General features: G+C 26.5%; 14 protein-coding genes. 5 read left to right on the top strand and 9 right to left on the bottom strand.

The genetic code is table 11. From position 1 onward, the window contains the following. Window positions 1-17: 17 nt before the first annotated feature. A complete protein-coding gene (locus ACH5BF_RS09980; protein WP_423274093.1) occupies window positions 18-839 on the bottom strand; it encodes a thiamine-phosphate kinase in 822 nt (273 codons plus the stop codon). A gap of 143 nt (window positions 840-982) precedes the next feature. On the opposite strand from ACH5BF_RS09980, the gene ACH5BF_RS09975 reads away from it, so the two are divergent. Then, window positions 983-1,369: a class II SORL domain-containing protein gene (locus ACH5BF_RS09975; RefSeq protein ID WP_423274092.1), complete on the top strand. Its 387-nt coding sequence runs from the start codon at window positions 983-985 to the stop codon at window positions 1,367-1,369. A gap of 55 nt (window positions 1,370-1,424) precedes the next feature. Here ACH5BF_RS09975 and ACH5BF_RS09970 read toward each other — a convergent pair whose 3' ends face one another. The 3 genes from ACH5BF_RS09970 to ppnP all read right to left on the bottom strand — a co-directional run bounded on the left by ACH5BF_RS09970 (window position 1,425) and on the right by ppnP (window position 4,885). Beyond that, window positions 1,425-3,452: an EAL domain-containing protein gene (locus ACH5BF_RS09970; RefSeq protein ID WP_423274091.1), complete on the bottom strand. Its 2,028-nt coding sequence runs from the start codon at window positions 3,450-3,452 to the stop codon at window positions 1,425-1,427. A 2-nt stretch (window positions 3,453-3,454) separates the two neighbouring features. Continuing rightward, window positions 3,455-4,351: a cytochrome-c peroxidase gene (locus tag ACH5BF_RS09965; protein WP_423274090.1), complete on the bottom strand. Its 897-nt coding sequence runs from the start codon at window positions 4,349-4,351 to the stop codon at window positions 3,455-3,457. Window positions 4,352-4,573: 222 nt separating this feature from the next. Further along, window positions 4,574-4,885, bottom strand: coding sequence for a pyrimidine/purine nucleoside phosphorylase (ppnP, locus tag ACH5BF_RS09960; protein WP_423274089.1), 312 nt, complete (start codon window positions 4,883-4,885; stop codon window positions 4,574-4,576). 126 nt (window positions 4,886-5,011) lie between these two features. Here ppnP and ACH5BF_RS09955 point away from each other — a divergent pair, with 126 nt between their 5' ends. The 3 genes from ACH5BF_RS09955 to ACH5BF_RS09945 are packed head-to-tail and all read left to right on the top strand — an operon-like array spanning window position 5,012 to window position 8,340. After that, on the top strand, window positions 5,012-5,266 hold the full coding sequence (locus ACH5BF_RS09955) for a hypothetical protein (RefSeq protein ID WP_423274088.1): 255 nt from the start codon (window positions 5,012-5,014) through the stop codon (window positions 5,264-5,266). 3 nt (window positions 5,267-5,269) lie between these two features. Beyond that, window positions 5,270-5,884, top strand: coding sequence for a recombination protein RecO (recO, locus tag ACH5BF_RS09950; RefSeq protein ID WP_423274087.1), 615 nt, complete (start codon window positions 5,270-5,272; stop codon window positions 5,882-5,884). 44 nt (window positions 5,885-5,928) lie between these two features. Next, window positions 5,929-8,340 carry a hypothetical protein gene (locus ACH5BF_RS09945; protein WP_423274086.1) on the top strand — a complete coding sequence of 804 codons (2,412 nt, stop codon included), beginning with the start codon at window positions 5,929-5,931 and terminating at the stop codon, window positions 8,338-8,340. A gap of 19 nt (window positions 8,341-8,359) precedes the next feature. Here the strand turns inward: ACH5BF_RS09945 and ACH5BF_RS09940 are convergent, their stop codons facing one another. Beyond that, the gene (locus tag ACH5BF_RS09940) at window positions 8,360-9,181 is read right to left on the bottom strand and encodes an HDOD domain-containing protein (RefSeq protein ID WP_423274085.1); all 822 of its coding nucleotides are present in this window, start codon (window positions 9,179-9,181) and stop codon (window positions 8,360-8,362) included. 49 nt (window positions 9,182-9,230) lie between these two features. Beyond that, complete coding sequence (gene ychF / locus ACH5BF_RS09935) at window positions 9,231-10,334, bottom strand: redox-regulated ATPase YchF (RefSeq protein WP_423274084.1); 1,104 nt, start codon at window positions 10,332-10,334, stop codon at window positions 9,231-9,233. 173 nt (window positions 10,335-10,507) lie between these two features. Between ychF and ACH5BF_RS09930 the strand changes: the two genes are divergently transcribed. After that, window positions 10,508-11,311, top strand: coding sequence for a DNA ligase (locus ACH5BF_RS09930; protein ID WP_423274083.1), 804 nt, complete (start codon window positions 10,508-10,510; stop codon window positions 11,309-11,311). 20 nt (window positions 11,312-11,331) lie between these two features. Here the strand turns inward: ACH5BF_RS09930 and ACH5BF_RS09925 are convergent, their stop codons facing one another. From ACH5BF_RS09925 to trpB, 3 genes are read right to left on the bottom strand one after another with little or no spacing between them, the layout of a single operon-like run. Next, window positions 11,332-12,750, bottom strand: a complete 1,419-nt coding sequence (locus ACH5BF_RS09925) for a leucyl aminopeptidase (RefSeq protein WP_423274082.1) — start codon at window positions 12,748-12,750, stop codon at window positions 11,332-11,334. Continuing rightward, window positions 12,740-13,447, bottom strand: a complete 708-nt coding sequence (locus ACH5BF_RS09920) for a DedA family protein (RefSeq protein WP_423274081.1) — start codon at window positions 13,445-13,447, stop codon at window positions 12,740-12,742. Before ACH5BF_RS09920 ends, ACH5BF_RS09925 begins: the two co-directional genes overlap by 11 nt. 6 nt (window positions 13,448-13,453) lie before the next feature. Continuing rightward, the gene (trpB, locus tag ACH5BF_RS09915) at window positions 13,454-14,662 is read right to left on the bottom strand and encodes a tryptophan synthase subunit beta (RefSeq protein WP_423274080.1); all 1,209 of its coding nucleotides are present in this window, start codon (window positions 14,660-14,662) and stop codon (window positions 13,454-13,456) included. Window positions 14,663-14,665 lie beyond the last annotated feature (3 nt).

The raw sequence follows: 14,665 nt of genomic DNA, 5'->3' as shown, positions 1-14,665 counted from the left end.
AATTTTCCTTAATTTAATTAAAAGTGATGATTTTTTGCTTCTGTTTTAAAACTACCATCAATAGCTTTTGCAAATATATTTAGCTTTACATTATGTTTTTTTGCGATTTTTTCTAATTTTTTACGATTTTTTTCCTCAAAAGTAAAAAGTATTTCATACTCTTCACCCGAAGTTCCAACCTCATCGCTAATTTTTTCAAAAAATTCAAACCCTACTTTACTCTGCTTTGATAAACGCTCTAGTTCAAAAAATAAACCATCAGAAATATCTAAAGAAGCATTAATATATTTTGAAGCTTCATAAAAGAAATCTGCATTTAGTTTTGGTTTTATAAATTTAGATTTTTTAGAAATCTTCTCATTATTAAAAAGCTTTTCTAAATCTCTTTTACAAGTTCCTAAATCACCTGTAAAACAAACTAAATCATCTTTTTTTACACCACTTCTAAATATGGGTTTTTTTATTTTTGAAATAATAGTAATTGAAATATCAAGCTTTTCATTTGAGATAGTATCTCCACCAATGATTTCTATATTAAACTCTTTTGCAGCTTTTTTAAACCCTTTTGCTAAACTTTTTAAATCATCATTTGTATAAGACTTCGGAATAGCTACACTTAATAAAGCATATTTAGGATAAGAGTTCATTGCAATTGCATCAGAGATATTTACTATCATAGATTTATAAGCTATTTGTTTTAAGCTCATCCACTCTTTTTTAAAATGCACATTTTCAAAAAATGCGTCCATTGAATACGACCATTTGCCTATAGCAGCAGCGTCATCACCAATAAACTTACTATTTGAAAACTGTTTTATAAAATAATCTTCTTTATTCATACGAAATTATACCAAAGAAGAATAAAACATGCCCTTTTTTGTTGCAGAAAAGTTACATTTTTAAATAGGATAGTTTTTATCCTATTTATTTTTAAGAAAATTATTGTATAATATAAGTCAAATTAAAATTATTAGGAGAAAACATGCCAAAAATTAATAAATATGTTGACATTGATACTGTTGAAAGAGAAGCAAAAAAAGATTTAATTGATAGACACTCACCATTTATTCACTGTGCTGAGACTGCAAAAGCAGGTGAGCCATTTGAAGTAACTGTTAAAATGGGTAACGAGTATACTCACCCAGATGATTTCGATCACTACATTGAGTCTGTATCATTATTCAACGGTGAAACTTTATTAGCTAAAGCTACTTACGTTCCAGGAACTTTAGGAAACGTTAAAGCTCACAATACTACAACTTTTACAATTATCCCAACTGGTAAGAAATTAAACTTAGTTGCTCACGGATACTGTACTAAGCATGGTATTTGGGAAGGTACTCCTGTAGAAGTAGCTGTAGAAGCTTAATCTATATATACCAATAAGATTTAGAAAGGTAAAAGCTTTTAGCTTTTGCCTTTTTTTATTTATTTTTTAATATATCTTCAGGTTTTGCATAGTAAAAACCTTGACCTAAATTTGCACCAAGTTTTATTATCGTTTCTTCTACTTCTTTACTATCAATAAATTCAGCAACTGTTTGAATATTACTTTTTTGAGATAAATGTATTATAGCTTCAACAATATTTTTTGAATTTTCATTTGTATTTATATCTTTTATCAAACTACCATCAATTTTAACAATATCAGGTTTCATATTGAAAAGTTGAGTAAAGTTAGAGTAACCACTTCCAAAATCATCAATTGCTAATTTACAGCCATAAGATTTAATTTTTTCAATAAATTCATATATATACTCATAATTATCAATTTCATCACTTTCAAGTATCTCAAAAGTTATATATGATGCTATTTCTTTGTTATTTGATAATGTTGTGTAAATATACTCTAAAGTATTTGTATCAATAATATCTTGATAAGAAAGGTTAATTGAAACAGCTTTTCTTTTTTGATTAATAAACTCTATACTTTTTTTGATTACAATTTTTGTAATTTCAGGATAAAGTTTAGACTTTTTTGTAATATCTAAAAAGAAAAATGGACTAATGGCTTTATTTTCTTCATCAATCAATCTTACTAAAGCTTCATACTTTACAACTTCTTTTGTTTTTAAATCTACAATAGCCTGAAAAAAAGGTCTAATATTATCTTCTTCAATAGCTTGTTTAACTTTTGTAAGCATAGAGAAGTTCTTCAAAGTATCATCTTTTTCATTCATTTGGTTACTGTAAATATTTATTCTTTCATAACTGTTTTTAGCTTTAGAGATTGCAATTTCTGCATTTTTTAAGTAAGACTGAATATTTGAAATACCAATATTTATACTAACTGGCACATCAATAGACCTATACACAAATTTATTATTATCAAGTTCTAATAAAAGCTCTTTTGATATAACAATCAATTCATCTAAACTCTTATCTTCAAAAATAATTGCAAAATGATCAACTCCAACTCTATAAACTTTCGTGAATCTAAACTTTAAAAAGTCAGAAATATCTTTCAATAAAAAGTCTCCACCTTCATAACCAATTAGAGAATTAACTTTATTAAAATCTATTATATCAATCAAAATTATAGCTTTATCATCACCTTTTGAATCCAATGAATATGATGTTCTATTTAATAGACCAGTTAAATCATCATACAATAAACTCTTTTCATTTTTATCTTTTAGTTTTATAATATTTTTAGTATCTCTTCTTGACTTATCAATATAATATAAAATTAAAACTATTGATAAAATGTAAGCAAAAAGTACTATATAAAATTTAAGTTGCACTTTTTTTCTAAGTACCTTAGACTCTTTTTCTAAAGTAGTAAACATTAAGTCGTTTATCTCTAAAAGTTTTGTTTGTTCTATATCTTTTAAAGACTCTTTTAACTCAGGTATAGTTTTATAAAGTAAATCAACATGCAAGAAAATCAAAGCATAATTTGGGTTATCAACTTTTTCATAATATTTAAAAAATAAATATGTTTGTCTATCTATATTTTTTTTCAAATCATAAGAACTATTTAAAAGAATAAACTCTGAAACAATATCCATCAGTTTAGATGAGTACTTTAAATCAAACTCTGTTTTAGTACTGATATTTCTTTTAAGATTAGTAAGAGAGTTTTTTACTTTTGCATTTTTTTGCATAAAATCGTATGTAAGTTCTTCAAATTTTTTATATTCAATTTGATAATCACCAATCAATTTAAATGTTTTAGGATAGTTTTCATTGTATTTCAAGTTCTCTATAAAAGCCCTATTTTCTTTTATTTTAGAGACGATATTGTCATTATTATAGTGCAAAAAGATAATAGAGTTTTTAATCTCTTGAATATGACTAGTTACATTGTATTTAATCTTATAAATATTTTGAACTAATTGATTATAATCTTTATTAAATTTATCTAAATCTTTTTTTAGATTAACAGCCAAAAGTAAAACAGAAAAAGAAAGAATAAGCAAAAATAAAAACTTTAAATTAAATCTTTTCATATTTACCTCTCAATCCATGTTTTTGGTAAATCACCAGTTAATGTCTTTAAAAAAGATTCAATTAGCTCAACTTCTTCATGTTTAATCAAAACGCCAAGATTATAATATCCCATTAAACTAATAGCATGTTTTAAATCATAAATATCTCCTGAATGGAAATAAGGTGCAGTTTTAGCAATATTTCTTAGACTTGGAACTCTATAAATATCTTTATCTTTTGGATTTTTAGTATGATGAAACCTATCTTCCCAAAAACTATCACTATTTACAACATTATAATTTACTATTGTTCCAAACTTTTGATAAGAGTTTCCACCAATATTTATTCCATTATGACAAGAAACACATCCATAAGAGTTAAATAATTCAAGGCCTTTTTTCTCTTCTGATGAAAGGTTTATTTCACCTCTTAAATACTTATCAAATTTTGAATTAGGTGTAATTAATGTTTCTTCAAAAGCTATTATTGCATCAATACTATCTTTAAAATTTGGTTTATTACCATATGCGTTAAAAAAAAGTTTTTGATATTTTAAAGAAGCTTTTAACCTCTTTTCCATACTCTCTTTTGTTATATTCATTTCATGTTTATTAAAAAGTGGACCATCTAATAACTGCTCTTTTAAATTATTAGCTCTACCATTCCAAAAAAGGCTTAAATTAAAAGTAGCGTTAAATAAACTAGTAGTATTAATTGTTCCTACTTTATTATTATCACCTATACTAAATTTCTTATTATCAGCTCCATAAAAATTATGGCATGAAGCACAAGATATTTTTCTTGATTTGGATAATAGTGGATCAAAAAAGAGTTCTCTTCCTAATTTTACCTTGTTTTTATCATAAGATACTTTTGTAGGTAAAGGTTTAAATATTTCTTGAGCACTAAGATTTAACAATAATAAGTTTAATAAAAAGATTAATTTAATTTTGCTTTTAATAACCATATATAAAAGTTATTATATATATTGAATACTTAAAAAAAGATGTTTTTATGGGATTTTTTTGATTATATTTAAATTTAAAGTAGTAAGAAATAACAATTATTTAAAAGTTAATTTTATTTAAAGATACTCTTTTTCTTTTACAATGCGATTGATACCGCATTGTTAAGAAAACGATTATTTAATAAAAGAACAACAATAGTCTACTAAAGAGTGCACTTTTAATCTAAATTTTGAATTTGCAGGAACCTCAAAAGTTGCTGGACCTTCATACTCAACCCAATCTTCTGCAGGAAGCATAACTTCAAGTTTACCTCTTTGAATATCCATAATCTCTGAATGTACTGTATTTAATTCATACTCACCTGGTAACATAATTCCTAATGTTTTTTTAGAACCATCTTCAAATTCAATACTTCTACTTGTAATATTACCTTCGAATAAGATATTCGCAGCTTTTGCAATAGATACATTATTAAATTCTGCCATTTACATTTTCCTTACATAATTATTTTTAAATATCATATCATAATTAAAATATATTTTTAATGAATATTCAAGGGAAAGAGTAGTTGTTTTTTGTTATAATCCAAACACTATACATTAAGGGTAAATATGACTATTCAAAAACAACTAGAACAATTAATAAAAAATGATGTGTTAACTCATGTTGAAGACTACATAGATGAATTATTTGAATTAATTGCATCAAAAAAAGATGATGAAAGAACAAAAGAAGAATTAGCAAATATTCAAGAGATGAGAGATGATTTTCTAGAAATGCTTAAAGATTTAGAAGAAGGCAATATAGATGATGAAGAGTGTCAAGAAATCATTGAAGAAATTGAAGAGATGTTAGAGGACAAATAGCATTTGCAAGGATATATAATAGATATAAAACCTGTTAAAGATGATGATTTAATAGTTACAATCCTTACAGAAAACTATTTATATACAACATATAGGTTTTATGGAGCTAGACATTCAAATATCAATATAGGTTATAAGATTGATTTTGAGCTTGAATCAACAAAATCTGCCATTCCTAGATTAAAAGATGTAATTCAATTAGGCTTTGAATGGATTTTAGATTATGAAAAAATGTATTGTTGGCAAAGATTCATAAAACTATTTCATCCACATTTAAAAGATTTAGAAGAAATAGACCCATACTATTTTTATCTTCTAGATCACTTAACTCATATTATGATAAAACAAAATGCACTAAGAGCAATTTGTGAAACCTACTTAAATTTATTAGAGCATGAAGGAAGACTTCATACAAGTTATGAATGTCTTTTATGTGAAAACATTATTACTAAAGATATATCACTAGTTAGAAGCTTTCTTCCTGTTCATGCAAAATGTACTTATAGTAAAGTATTTGAAATAAAAAAAATAAAAGAACTTTTTGAAGAAAAAAAACTTATTAGTTTCACAGATGAAGAAGTGGAGTATTTGTGGAATATCATTCTTCAAGGTTTATAAGTAAAAAAGTAATATAATATATAACATTTACCTAGGGAGTTATTATGTCTGATATTTCTTCAAATAACGCGAGTGCTTACTTAGATATGGACAATGAAGACTTAGTAGTTGAAAGTCTACTTAATAAATATAATATACAAATCAATTCAAATAAATCTTTTTTATATGATTTAAACGATGACTATGATGCCCTAATAGAGTACATTTCAGAGTTATATATAGAAGAACTTGAAATACCTTCTGATATAGAACATGAAATAAATAACAACCTACATTTTAAAACATATTTAGTAAAAAGTTTAAACGATAGATTAAATAACATTTTGGATAACAGTTCAACTATTTTTTTTAAAGAGATTGTAACAATTATAAATCTTCTATCGTTTGGAAAAGATTATAATCTATTTAAAAGTTATAATTTATTTAACCTTGAAAATTTAGCAAAGTTATTTAGGGATTATGAAAACAAACTTCATACCTATTTACAAAATGGTGAAATTTACGAGTTTGAAAATCTTTTCTTTCAATATATATTATTAATTGAGACATTAAATAAAGTTTGCATTGTTAATTCAAATGACGTATATAGAAAAAGAACAATCAATGAACTTATAGATTTAGTAACAGAAACTATAAATATTAGTAAATTTAGAATCAAACTTAGTGAAAAGAAAGTAAATATACTAAATAATATTTTAGGAAAGCTACTATTTTACTACTCTCATATACCATTTATAAATATCAAAGGTAAAGAGTTTTCTTACTTAATAGAAGAGTTTTATTTTTACTTCCAAAAAACATGCGATGGATATGAGTTATCAAAAAATACGAATTTTGCAAATGATGAAAATCAAACTAAATACTATATAGTTTTCCTAAATTCTCTTACAACTTTATTATCAAATCTTATTTATAAACTAAATAACAATTACGATGTAAATAATTTAGAAATAATTAATAAGTTTGAAGACATCTTAGAACTATATAAAAAAATGATTACTCACAAAGATATAAAAGAGTTTAAATCTTTAGATGAATTCCAAGAAGATTTAATAGATAATTTCTCATATATTTATAATTATAATACAAATAAAGAGTTTAACTATACTCAAATTGTAGATGAATTTATATCAAATAAAGAGTTTAGTAGTATCAATATGCAAACTATTTTATCAATAGTTCTTTATTCTAAAGGATTTGATGAAAGAAAACTATTAGAAATTTTAAATATCTTAATCAAAAAAGATAAGTTCGATAATGATTACCATGAATACTTCAAACTATCACTATGTGATGTTATTATCAATAAACTTACAAAAGTAAGAAATGATTCTATTAAAAATGAATTACACTCAAAAATTATTGATTATATAGAAACTAATAAAATTGCTTCACACTTAATGGCAATATATTCAAAACTATATTTATCTTTATCAGCTTATTATTCCTTTTATAAAGATAACAAATCAATTGAGATAACAAAAGAGTATTACTATAAATATCTAAGCATAAATGGTAAATCTTTACTTGAAAATGAATATTTAGATTTAAATAATATTGTACTATTAAATCTAGGGAAAAACTTTGTTGAAGAAATAAAGATTGATGATATAGTTTATGAAGATAAAAGATATAAAGAGATTGGTAATAGCATTATTGATAAGTATGCTAAAAGATTTGAAGTTACAATGAAATACAACATCAATCAAAAACTATCAAATATAGTAAGTGAAATCTTTACAAAAGAGGGTTTAGATAGTGATTCACTAAATAAAAGTATTGAGCAATTTATTTCAAATGAGATATTCCATGGGCTAATTTTCTGTGCTATAGAAGGCTTATGTGAGCATAAATGTAGATTAGTTGATTTGGGTTATAAAAAAGTAGAGATTCCTTTAATGGAAGGGTATAAACTAAGAATGGCTTACTCAAAAGTATATGAACATATCTTCTTGGATATATTTGAAAAAAACAAAGCTTATATTGTTCAAAATTTAATAAATATTATCATTAGCTATTTAAAAAGTATTCCTATTTATATTGATTCTATTACAAAACTATTTAATCTAAATAAGTTAAAAAAAGATTTAGAGAAAAAAGAGAATGAAAAGATTTTATTCGTTGAACTTTATTTTAATAATCTAAAAAACATAAACCTGAAACATACTTATGAAAAAGGTAATGAAATATTTAAAGAATTTGCACTAAAAATAAATGAATTATCAACAACATATAGACTTCAAGGTCCTAGTCTTGGATTCTTTTGTGATGAAGAAATATATAAAGATATAATTGAAAAAATAAAAGATTTTGAAATTGAATATGAAGATATAAAGATAAAACCAGAACTTCAAATTTCAGTTACATGGGGAGATAAAGAGAATATTCTAGAGAAATCTGAGTATGGAATGTCTTTGGCAAAAAATAGCGATAATGCTTATTATGAATTCAAATAATTAAGGTTAAAAACCTTAATTATTCATCTAGTAGTCTATCTTGTAGTGTCTCTATAGCTTTTTCTAATGACTTAGTATGTAATCCATACTTAGTAGCTTTTTCAATTGCTTTTGCACAATTCTCTTCACTTAATGGATCAACAACATTACATGCAGTTTTAATTACATCTAATATTTGAGCTTTTTGTTTGATTGAAGGATCACATTTTTCAACATCATCAACAAACTCAATCATATCAATTAAATTATCACTTAATTTCCAGTGTCTGAAAATCTTAGCAGTAATCTCTGATGTAGATAATCCAATAAGATCTTTTTCTATTGCTGCAATATCTTCACCTTGTGCTAACTTTGATTTAAACATTTCTGTCTTTTTATCTGACACTATAATATCAGCTAAAATAAACTTCCCTGCTTCTTGTAATAATGCAGGAAGTAAAAGTTCTTCTTTTAAATCATAATCAAATTTAGAAACCCATAAATGAGCTAATGTTGAAGATAAGTTTGATGCTCTCATAAAATCATCACTACTAATACCATATGGTTCTAAATTTGACATAAGTAAATTTTGTACTGTTCCACCAATAGCAATAGAAATCGTAAAGTTAATTCCTAAAAGATTAATTGCTCTACTTGGTGTTTCTACTTTTGATCTAAATCCAAACATTGCTGAATTTGAGATTTTTAATAATGTAGAAATAATTAGAGCATCTTTTTCTACAATTTGTAATAATTCAAACGCTTCTTTATCACTTTTTCTTCTAAACTCCTCTATTTCGCTAATTGTCTTAGGAAGGGGAGGAAGAGATTCTATTTTTTCTAATATGCTTATAGATGACAATTTAAACTCCTACTAAAATAATTTTTTATTGTAACATAATATATATCAATTATGTATTAAATCTGAAGTGCATTACATCACCGTCTTGCACAACATAATCTTTACCTTCAAGTCTTAGTTTTCCTAACTCTTTACACTTAGACTCACCACCATTAGCTACAAAGTCTTCATATGAAATAACTTCAGCTTTAATAAATCCTTTTTCAAAATCGTTATGAATAACTGCTGCTGCTTGAGGAGCTTTTGTATTTTTTCTAATAGTCCATGCTCTAACTTCAACTTTACCAGCTGTGAAATAACTCATAAGTCCTAATTTATCAAATGCTTTTTGAATGATTTGCTCTAATCCTGATTCTTCAACACCTAAGTCATTTAATAACTCTTTAGCTTCATCATCATCCATACCAACAAGTTCTTCTTCGATTTTAGCACATAATGTAATTACATCAGCATCAACTGAATCTGCATGTTCTTTTAATCTATCAACATACTCATTTGTACCTTCCATTAAAGAATCTTCATCCATGTTAGCACCATAAATTACATCTTTATTTGATAAGAATCTTAACTCTTTATCCATTTGTAAGAATAAATCATTCTCTTTATCTTCAAAAGTTTTAACAGGTTGTAATTCTGATAAGTGTTCCATTAAAGCTTCTGCTACAACTAACATAGCTGCTGCTTCTTTTGAACCTTTTGATTGTTTCTTTAATTTCTCAATTTTCTTCTCACATTGAGTGATATCAGCATAAATTAATTCTGTTTCAATAATTTCAATATCTCTAATTGGATCAACATCACCTTCAACGTGAGTAATGTTACCATCATCAAAACATCTTACCATATGTAAAATAACTTCTACTTCTCTAATATTTGATAAGAATTGATTTCCAAGTCCTTCACCTTTACTAGCACCTCTTACAAGTCCAGCAATATCAACAAAATCAATAGTTGAATGTTGAATTTTATTTGGGTCAACAATCTTTGCTAACTCATCTAATCTTTTATCAGGTACTGGAACAACTGCCTTATTTGGTTCAATAGTACAAAACGGATAGTTTTGAGCCTCTGCATTTTGTGCTTTTGTTAAAGCATTAAAAGTTGTTGATTTACCTACATTTGGAAGACCTACGATTCCTACGCCTAATCCCATTTATTTCCTTTTTACTAAAATCTAGAAAAATCTTTTTATAAATATTTTTCTAAATTTTACCTTTATTTTAAACATCTATTTTATCTAAAAAATGATTATGTTCTTATGATAAATTTTATAATTTAATAAACTTTAGATTATAATTTATTAAATTATTTAAAAGGCTTTAAAATATGAGATTTTTTCTGTATTTTTTACTTTTTTCAACCCTAAATGCAATTGAACTTCAAAAGCCAGAAACATATAATAGTAATGTTCATACAATAAAAGGCTGGTATATGAGTGAAAAACTTGATGGGATTAGAGCTTTTTGGGATGGGAAAATACTTATGAGTAAAAATGGAAATAAAATAAATGCTCCTACATGGTTTATCAAAGATTTTCCACCTTTTAAATTAGATGGTGAGCTTTGGACAAAAAGAAATAATTTTGAGAATATTCAAAATATAGTATTGGATAAGAATCCTTCTTCATCATGGAAAGAGATAACATATAATATTTTTGAAGTTCCAAAACAAAAAGGTAATTTTCAAACAAGACTTCAAACAATTAAAGATTGGCAAGAAATAAATAAACATAAATATATAAAAATTATACCTCAAATAGTTTGTAAAGATAAAAATCACTTAGATAAATATCTTAATGAACTCATAAATTTAAAAGCAGAAGGAATAATACTTAAAAACCCTAATTTAGACTATTTTACAGGAAGAAATAAAAATATATTAAAAGTAAAAAAGTTCTATGATATGGAAGGATTAGTAATAGGAATAAACAAACATAAAAACAAAGAATTTAAAAGTTTGAAAATAAAATTAAAAAATGGTGTAGTTTTTGATTTAGGTGGAGGATTTACAAACAAACAAAAGTTATCTCATCCTAAAATAGGAGAAACTATTACTTTTAAATATTATGGTTTTACAAAATATAAAAAACCAAAATTTGCATCTTTTTTAAGAGTTAGAAGAAGTGAGTAAATTCACTTCTTCATAAAAAACTATTTATCTAAGCCTTTTAAAAACTCAATAGTCATTCTAACACCTGCACCAGAACCACCATAAGGATTATATCCCCATGCTTTTTGTGCATATGCTGGTCCTGCAATATCAAAGTGAATCCACTTATCTTTGTTTTCTTCACAAATAAAGTTATCTAAGAAAATACCTGCTGTTATTGCTCCACCATATCTAGTATTTGCAATATTACAAATATCAGCTACTTCTGATTTGATAGTTTTTCTTAAATATCTGTTGAAGTCTAAAGTTGTTGCATATTCACCTGATCTTAAAGCACTTAAAACGGCATTTCTTTTTAAGATATCATCATTACCCATAATACCAGTAGTATATTCCCCAACACCAACTACACAAGCACCTGTAAGTGTTGCATAATCAAAAATATAATCAATATCATCGATTTCATCTTGTGCATAACATAAACAATCTGCAAGAACTAATCTTCCTTCAGCATCAGTGTTTCGCACTTCAATAGTTTTACCATTTTTAGCAACTAAAACATCGTCAGGTTTATAAGCATCTCCACCTACCATGTTTTCAACAGCTCCAACTATTCCATGTACTTCATAAGGAAGTCCTAGTTTTGCAACTGCCCAAAGTGTAGCCATAACTGCACAACCACCTGCTTTATCAAGCTTCATAGTAACCATAAAATCAGCTGGTTTTAAAGATAATCCACCTGAATCATAAGTAAGACCTTTACCAACTAAAACTATTTTTTTCTTTGCATCTTTTGGTTTATATGACATATGAATAAGCTGTGATTCATGAACAGAAGCTCTTCCAACACTTAACATTGCATTCATATGATTTTTTTCTAAGAAACTCTCTCCATAAACTTTACAATCAATACCAGCATCACTTGCTAACTCTTTAGCTAAATCTGCCATTACCATTGGATAGAAGTCTTGTGGTGTACTATTTACCATGTCTCTTGCTTTATTTACAGCTTTAGCAATAACTTTTGAGTCATTTAATACTTCTTCAATAGCAGTTTCATCTTCTACAACTAAAATAAGTTCTTGTTTTTTCTTCTCTTTTTTCTCTGACTTATATTTATCAAAACTATAAGAACCAAGAAGAGCGCCTTCGATTAATCCTTTTAAGTTTTCATTTAAAGATCCATCAGTTAAATCAAGTTTTGCTGTTTTATATTTCGTTGATTGGAACTTTTTTAAAGCAGTTGCTATTGCAATTGCTATACTATCATATGTATCATCTTCAAAACCAACATAAATTTTTTTAGACTCAGGAAGTAAGATGCAAGCTTCATCAACAGCTTTAAAATCTAAAGCTTCTAATATCTCCACATCTTTTGTATCATCGATTTCATTTATTAAAATAATTTCTAAATCTGCTTTAACTTTTTTATAATTTTTTGTATTTATACTAATTTTCACTGTTAAATTCCTTTTTTAAACTTTGTTTATCAACTTTTTGTGTCGCTTTGTTAAAGTAATAAATTATACTTCCACCAAATAATAAAGCAAATGGTAAAGCTAAATACCAATGTTCTTTTGCCCAATGAAGTACTTTTAAGATCTCCTCTCCAAAATACCAAACAGGTATGATAGTAAGTGCAGCCCAACACCAAGCTGACATTAGATTAATAAATGCAAACATCTTTGCACTATATCTTGTAAGACCAATTGAAATTGGAATAATAGTTCTCATTCCATACATATATCTTTGTACAAAAATTATAGGCCAACCATATTTTTTAAGTAATAAGTGTGCTAAAGCAAACTTTCTTCTTTGACCTTTAAATTTTTTATGTACATAAGCTTTATTAAACCTACCAGTATAAAAATATACTTGATCACCCACAAAGCCACCAAGACCAGCTATAAAAATAGCCATATATAGATTCATATTTCCATCATGAACAAGTAAACCTGCCATAATAAGACCTAGTTCTCCTTCTAAAGTACTCCATGCAAAAAGTATTACATATCCATATGTTTTTAGAAGGTAAACAAATTTATTTTCAAATCCTTGAACAGGAGCTATATAAAGGTTATATGCTAAAAAAGATAAAAATGTCAGAACAACTGCGAATAAAATTTTTCCTGAGTGGTTTTGTAGTTTTTTTAACATATTATACTATTTAAACTCCAATAAATCTTTTGCTTGAACCATATCCTTATCACCTCTACCTGAAAGGTTAACAATTACAGTTTTACCTTTAAATTTATCTTTTGCTTTTTTCAAATAAGCAATAGCATGAGATGATTCAAAAGCTGGAATAATTCCTTCTTTTTGACTTAACCAAACAAAAGCATCTAAAGCTTCATCATCAGTAACTGAGTCATACTGTACTGTTTTCATATCTTTATGATAAGAGTGTTCAGGTCCAATACCAGGATAATCAAGTCCAGCACTCATAGAATGAGCTTCTAATACCTGACCATTTTCATCTTGTAAAAGGTAAGAACATTGTCCGTGTAAAACTCCTGGTCTTCCTTTTTCTAGGGAACATCCATGTTTGTCTGTATCAAGACCTAATCCCCCAGCTTCAATACCAATACATGTAACTTCTTCATCATCTATAAAATGAGAGAACATTCCAATAGCATTTGATCCACCACCAATACAAGCTACAACATAATCAGGAAGTTTTCCTTCTTTTTCTAAGATTTGCCTTCTTGCTTCGTAACCAATAATTGCTTGGAAATCTCTAACCATAACTGGATAAGGGTGTGGTCCTGCAACAGTTCCAATCACATAAAAAGTATCTCTTGCATTTGTAACCCAGTATCTAATAGCATCATTCATAGCATCTTTTAAAGTCTTACTTCCAGATTCAACAGCTATAACTTTTGCACCTAAAAGCTTCATTCTAAATACATTTAATTCTTGTCTTTGGACATCTTTTGCACCCATAAATACTGTACATTCTAAACCTAAAAGTGCTGCAATTGTAGCACTAGCAACACCATGTTGCCCTGCTCCTGTTTCTGCAATAATCTTAGTCTTTCCTAGTTTTTTTGCAAGTAAACCTTGTGCAATTACATTATTTACTTTATGTGCACCAGTGTGATTTAAATCTTCTCTTTTTAAATATACTTTAGCACCTATTTCTTCACTAATATTTTTTGCATGATAAAGAGGGTTTTCTCTTCCTACATAATCTCTTAAAAGCTCATTTACCTCAGCCCAAAACTCTTTATCAAATCTATATTTATTATATTCTTCTTCTAACTCTTTTAAAATTGGCATCAATGTTTCAGGCACATATTGACCTCCAAAGATACCAAATTGTCCTTTTTCATCAGGATCGTGTTTACTTGGTTTTGGTATATAATCGTTCATATT

The organism is Arcobacter pernae, assembly GCF_049472135.1.
GTDB lineage: Bacteria > Campylobacterota > Campylobacteria > Campylobacterales > Arcobacteraceae > Arcobacter_B.
The sequence above is the reverse complement of the archived record's forward strand: the minus strand, read 5'-3'. Positions and strand labels throughout refer to the sequence as shown.

Bases quoted from the DNA above. Each gene is read 5' to 3' on its own strand.
- ACH5BF_RS09970 (WP_423274091.1), bottom strand. From the start codon at position 3,452: ATGAAAAGATTTAATTTAAAGTTTTTATTTTTGCTTATTCTTTCTTTT.
- ACH5BF_RS09975 (WP_423274092.1), top strand. From the start codon at position 983: ATGCCAAAAATTAATAAATATGTTGACATTGATACTGTTGAAAGAGAA.
- ppnP (WP_423274089.1), bottom strand. From the start codon at position 4,885: ATGGCAGAATTTAATAATGTATCTATTGCAAAAGCTGCGAATATCTTA.
- ACH5BF_RS09920 (WP_423274081.1), bottom strand. From the start codon at position 13,447: ATGTTAAAAAAACTACAAAACCACTCAGGAAAAATTTTATTCGCAGTT.
- trpB (WP_423274080.1), bottom strand. From the start codon at position 14,662: ATGAACGATTATATACCAAAACCAAGTAAACACGATCCTGATGAAAAA.
- ACH5BF_RS09955 (WP_423274088.1), top strand. From the start codon at position 5,012: ATGACTATTCAAAAACAACTAGAACAATTAATAAAAAATGATGTGTTA.
- ACH5BF_RS09980 (WP_423274093.1), bottom strand. From the start codon at position 839: ATGAATAAAGAAGATTATTTTATAAAACAGTTTTCAAATAGTAAGTTT.
- ACH5BF_RS09930 (WP_423274083.1), top strand. From the start codon at position 10,508: ATGAGATTTTTTCTGTATTTTTTACTTTTTTCAACCCTAAATGCAATT.
- ychF (WP_423274084.1), bottom strand. From the start codon at position 10,334: ATGGGATTAGGCGTAGGAATCGTAGGTCTTCCAAATGTAGGTAAATCA.
- ACH5BF_RS09945 (WP_423274086.1), top strand. From the start codon at position 5,929: ATGTCTGATATTTCTTCAAATAACGCGAGTGCTTACTTAGATATGGAC.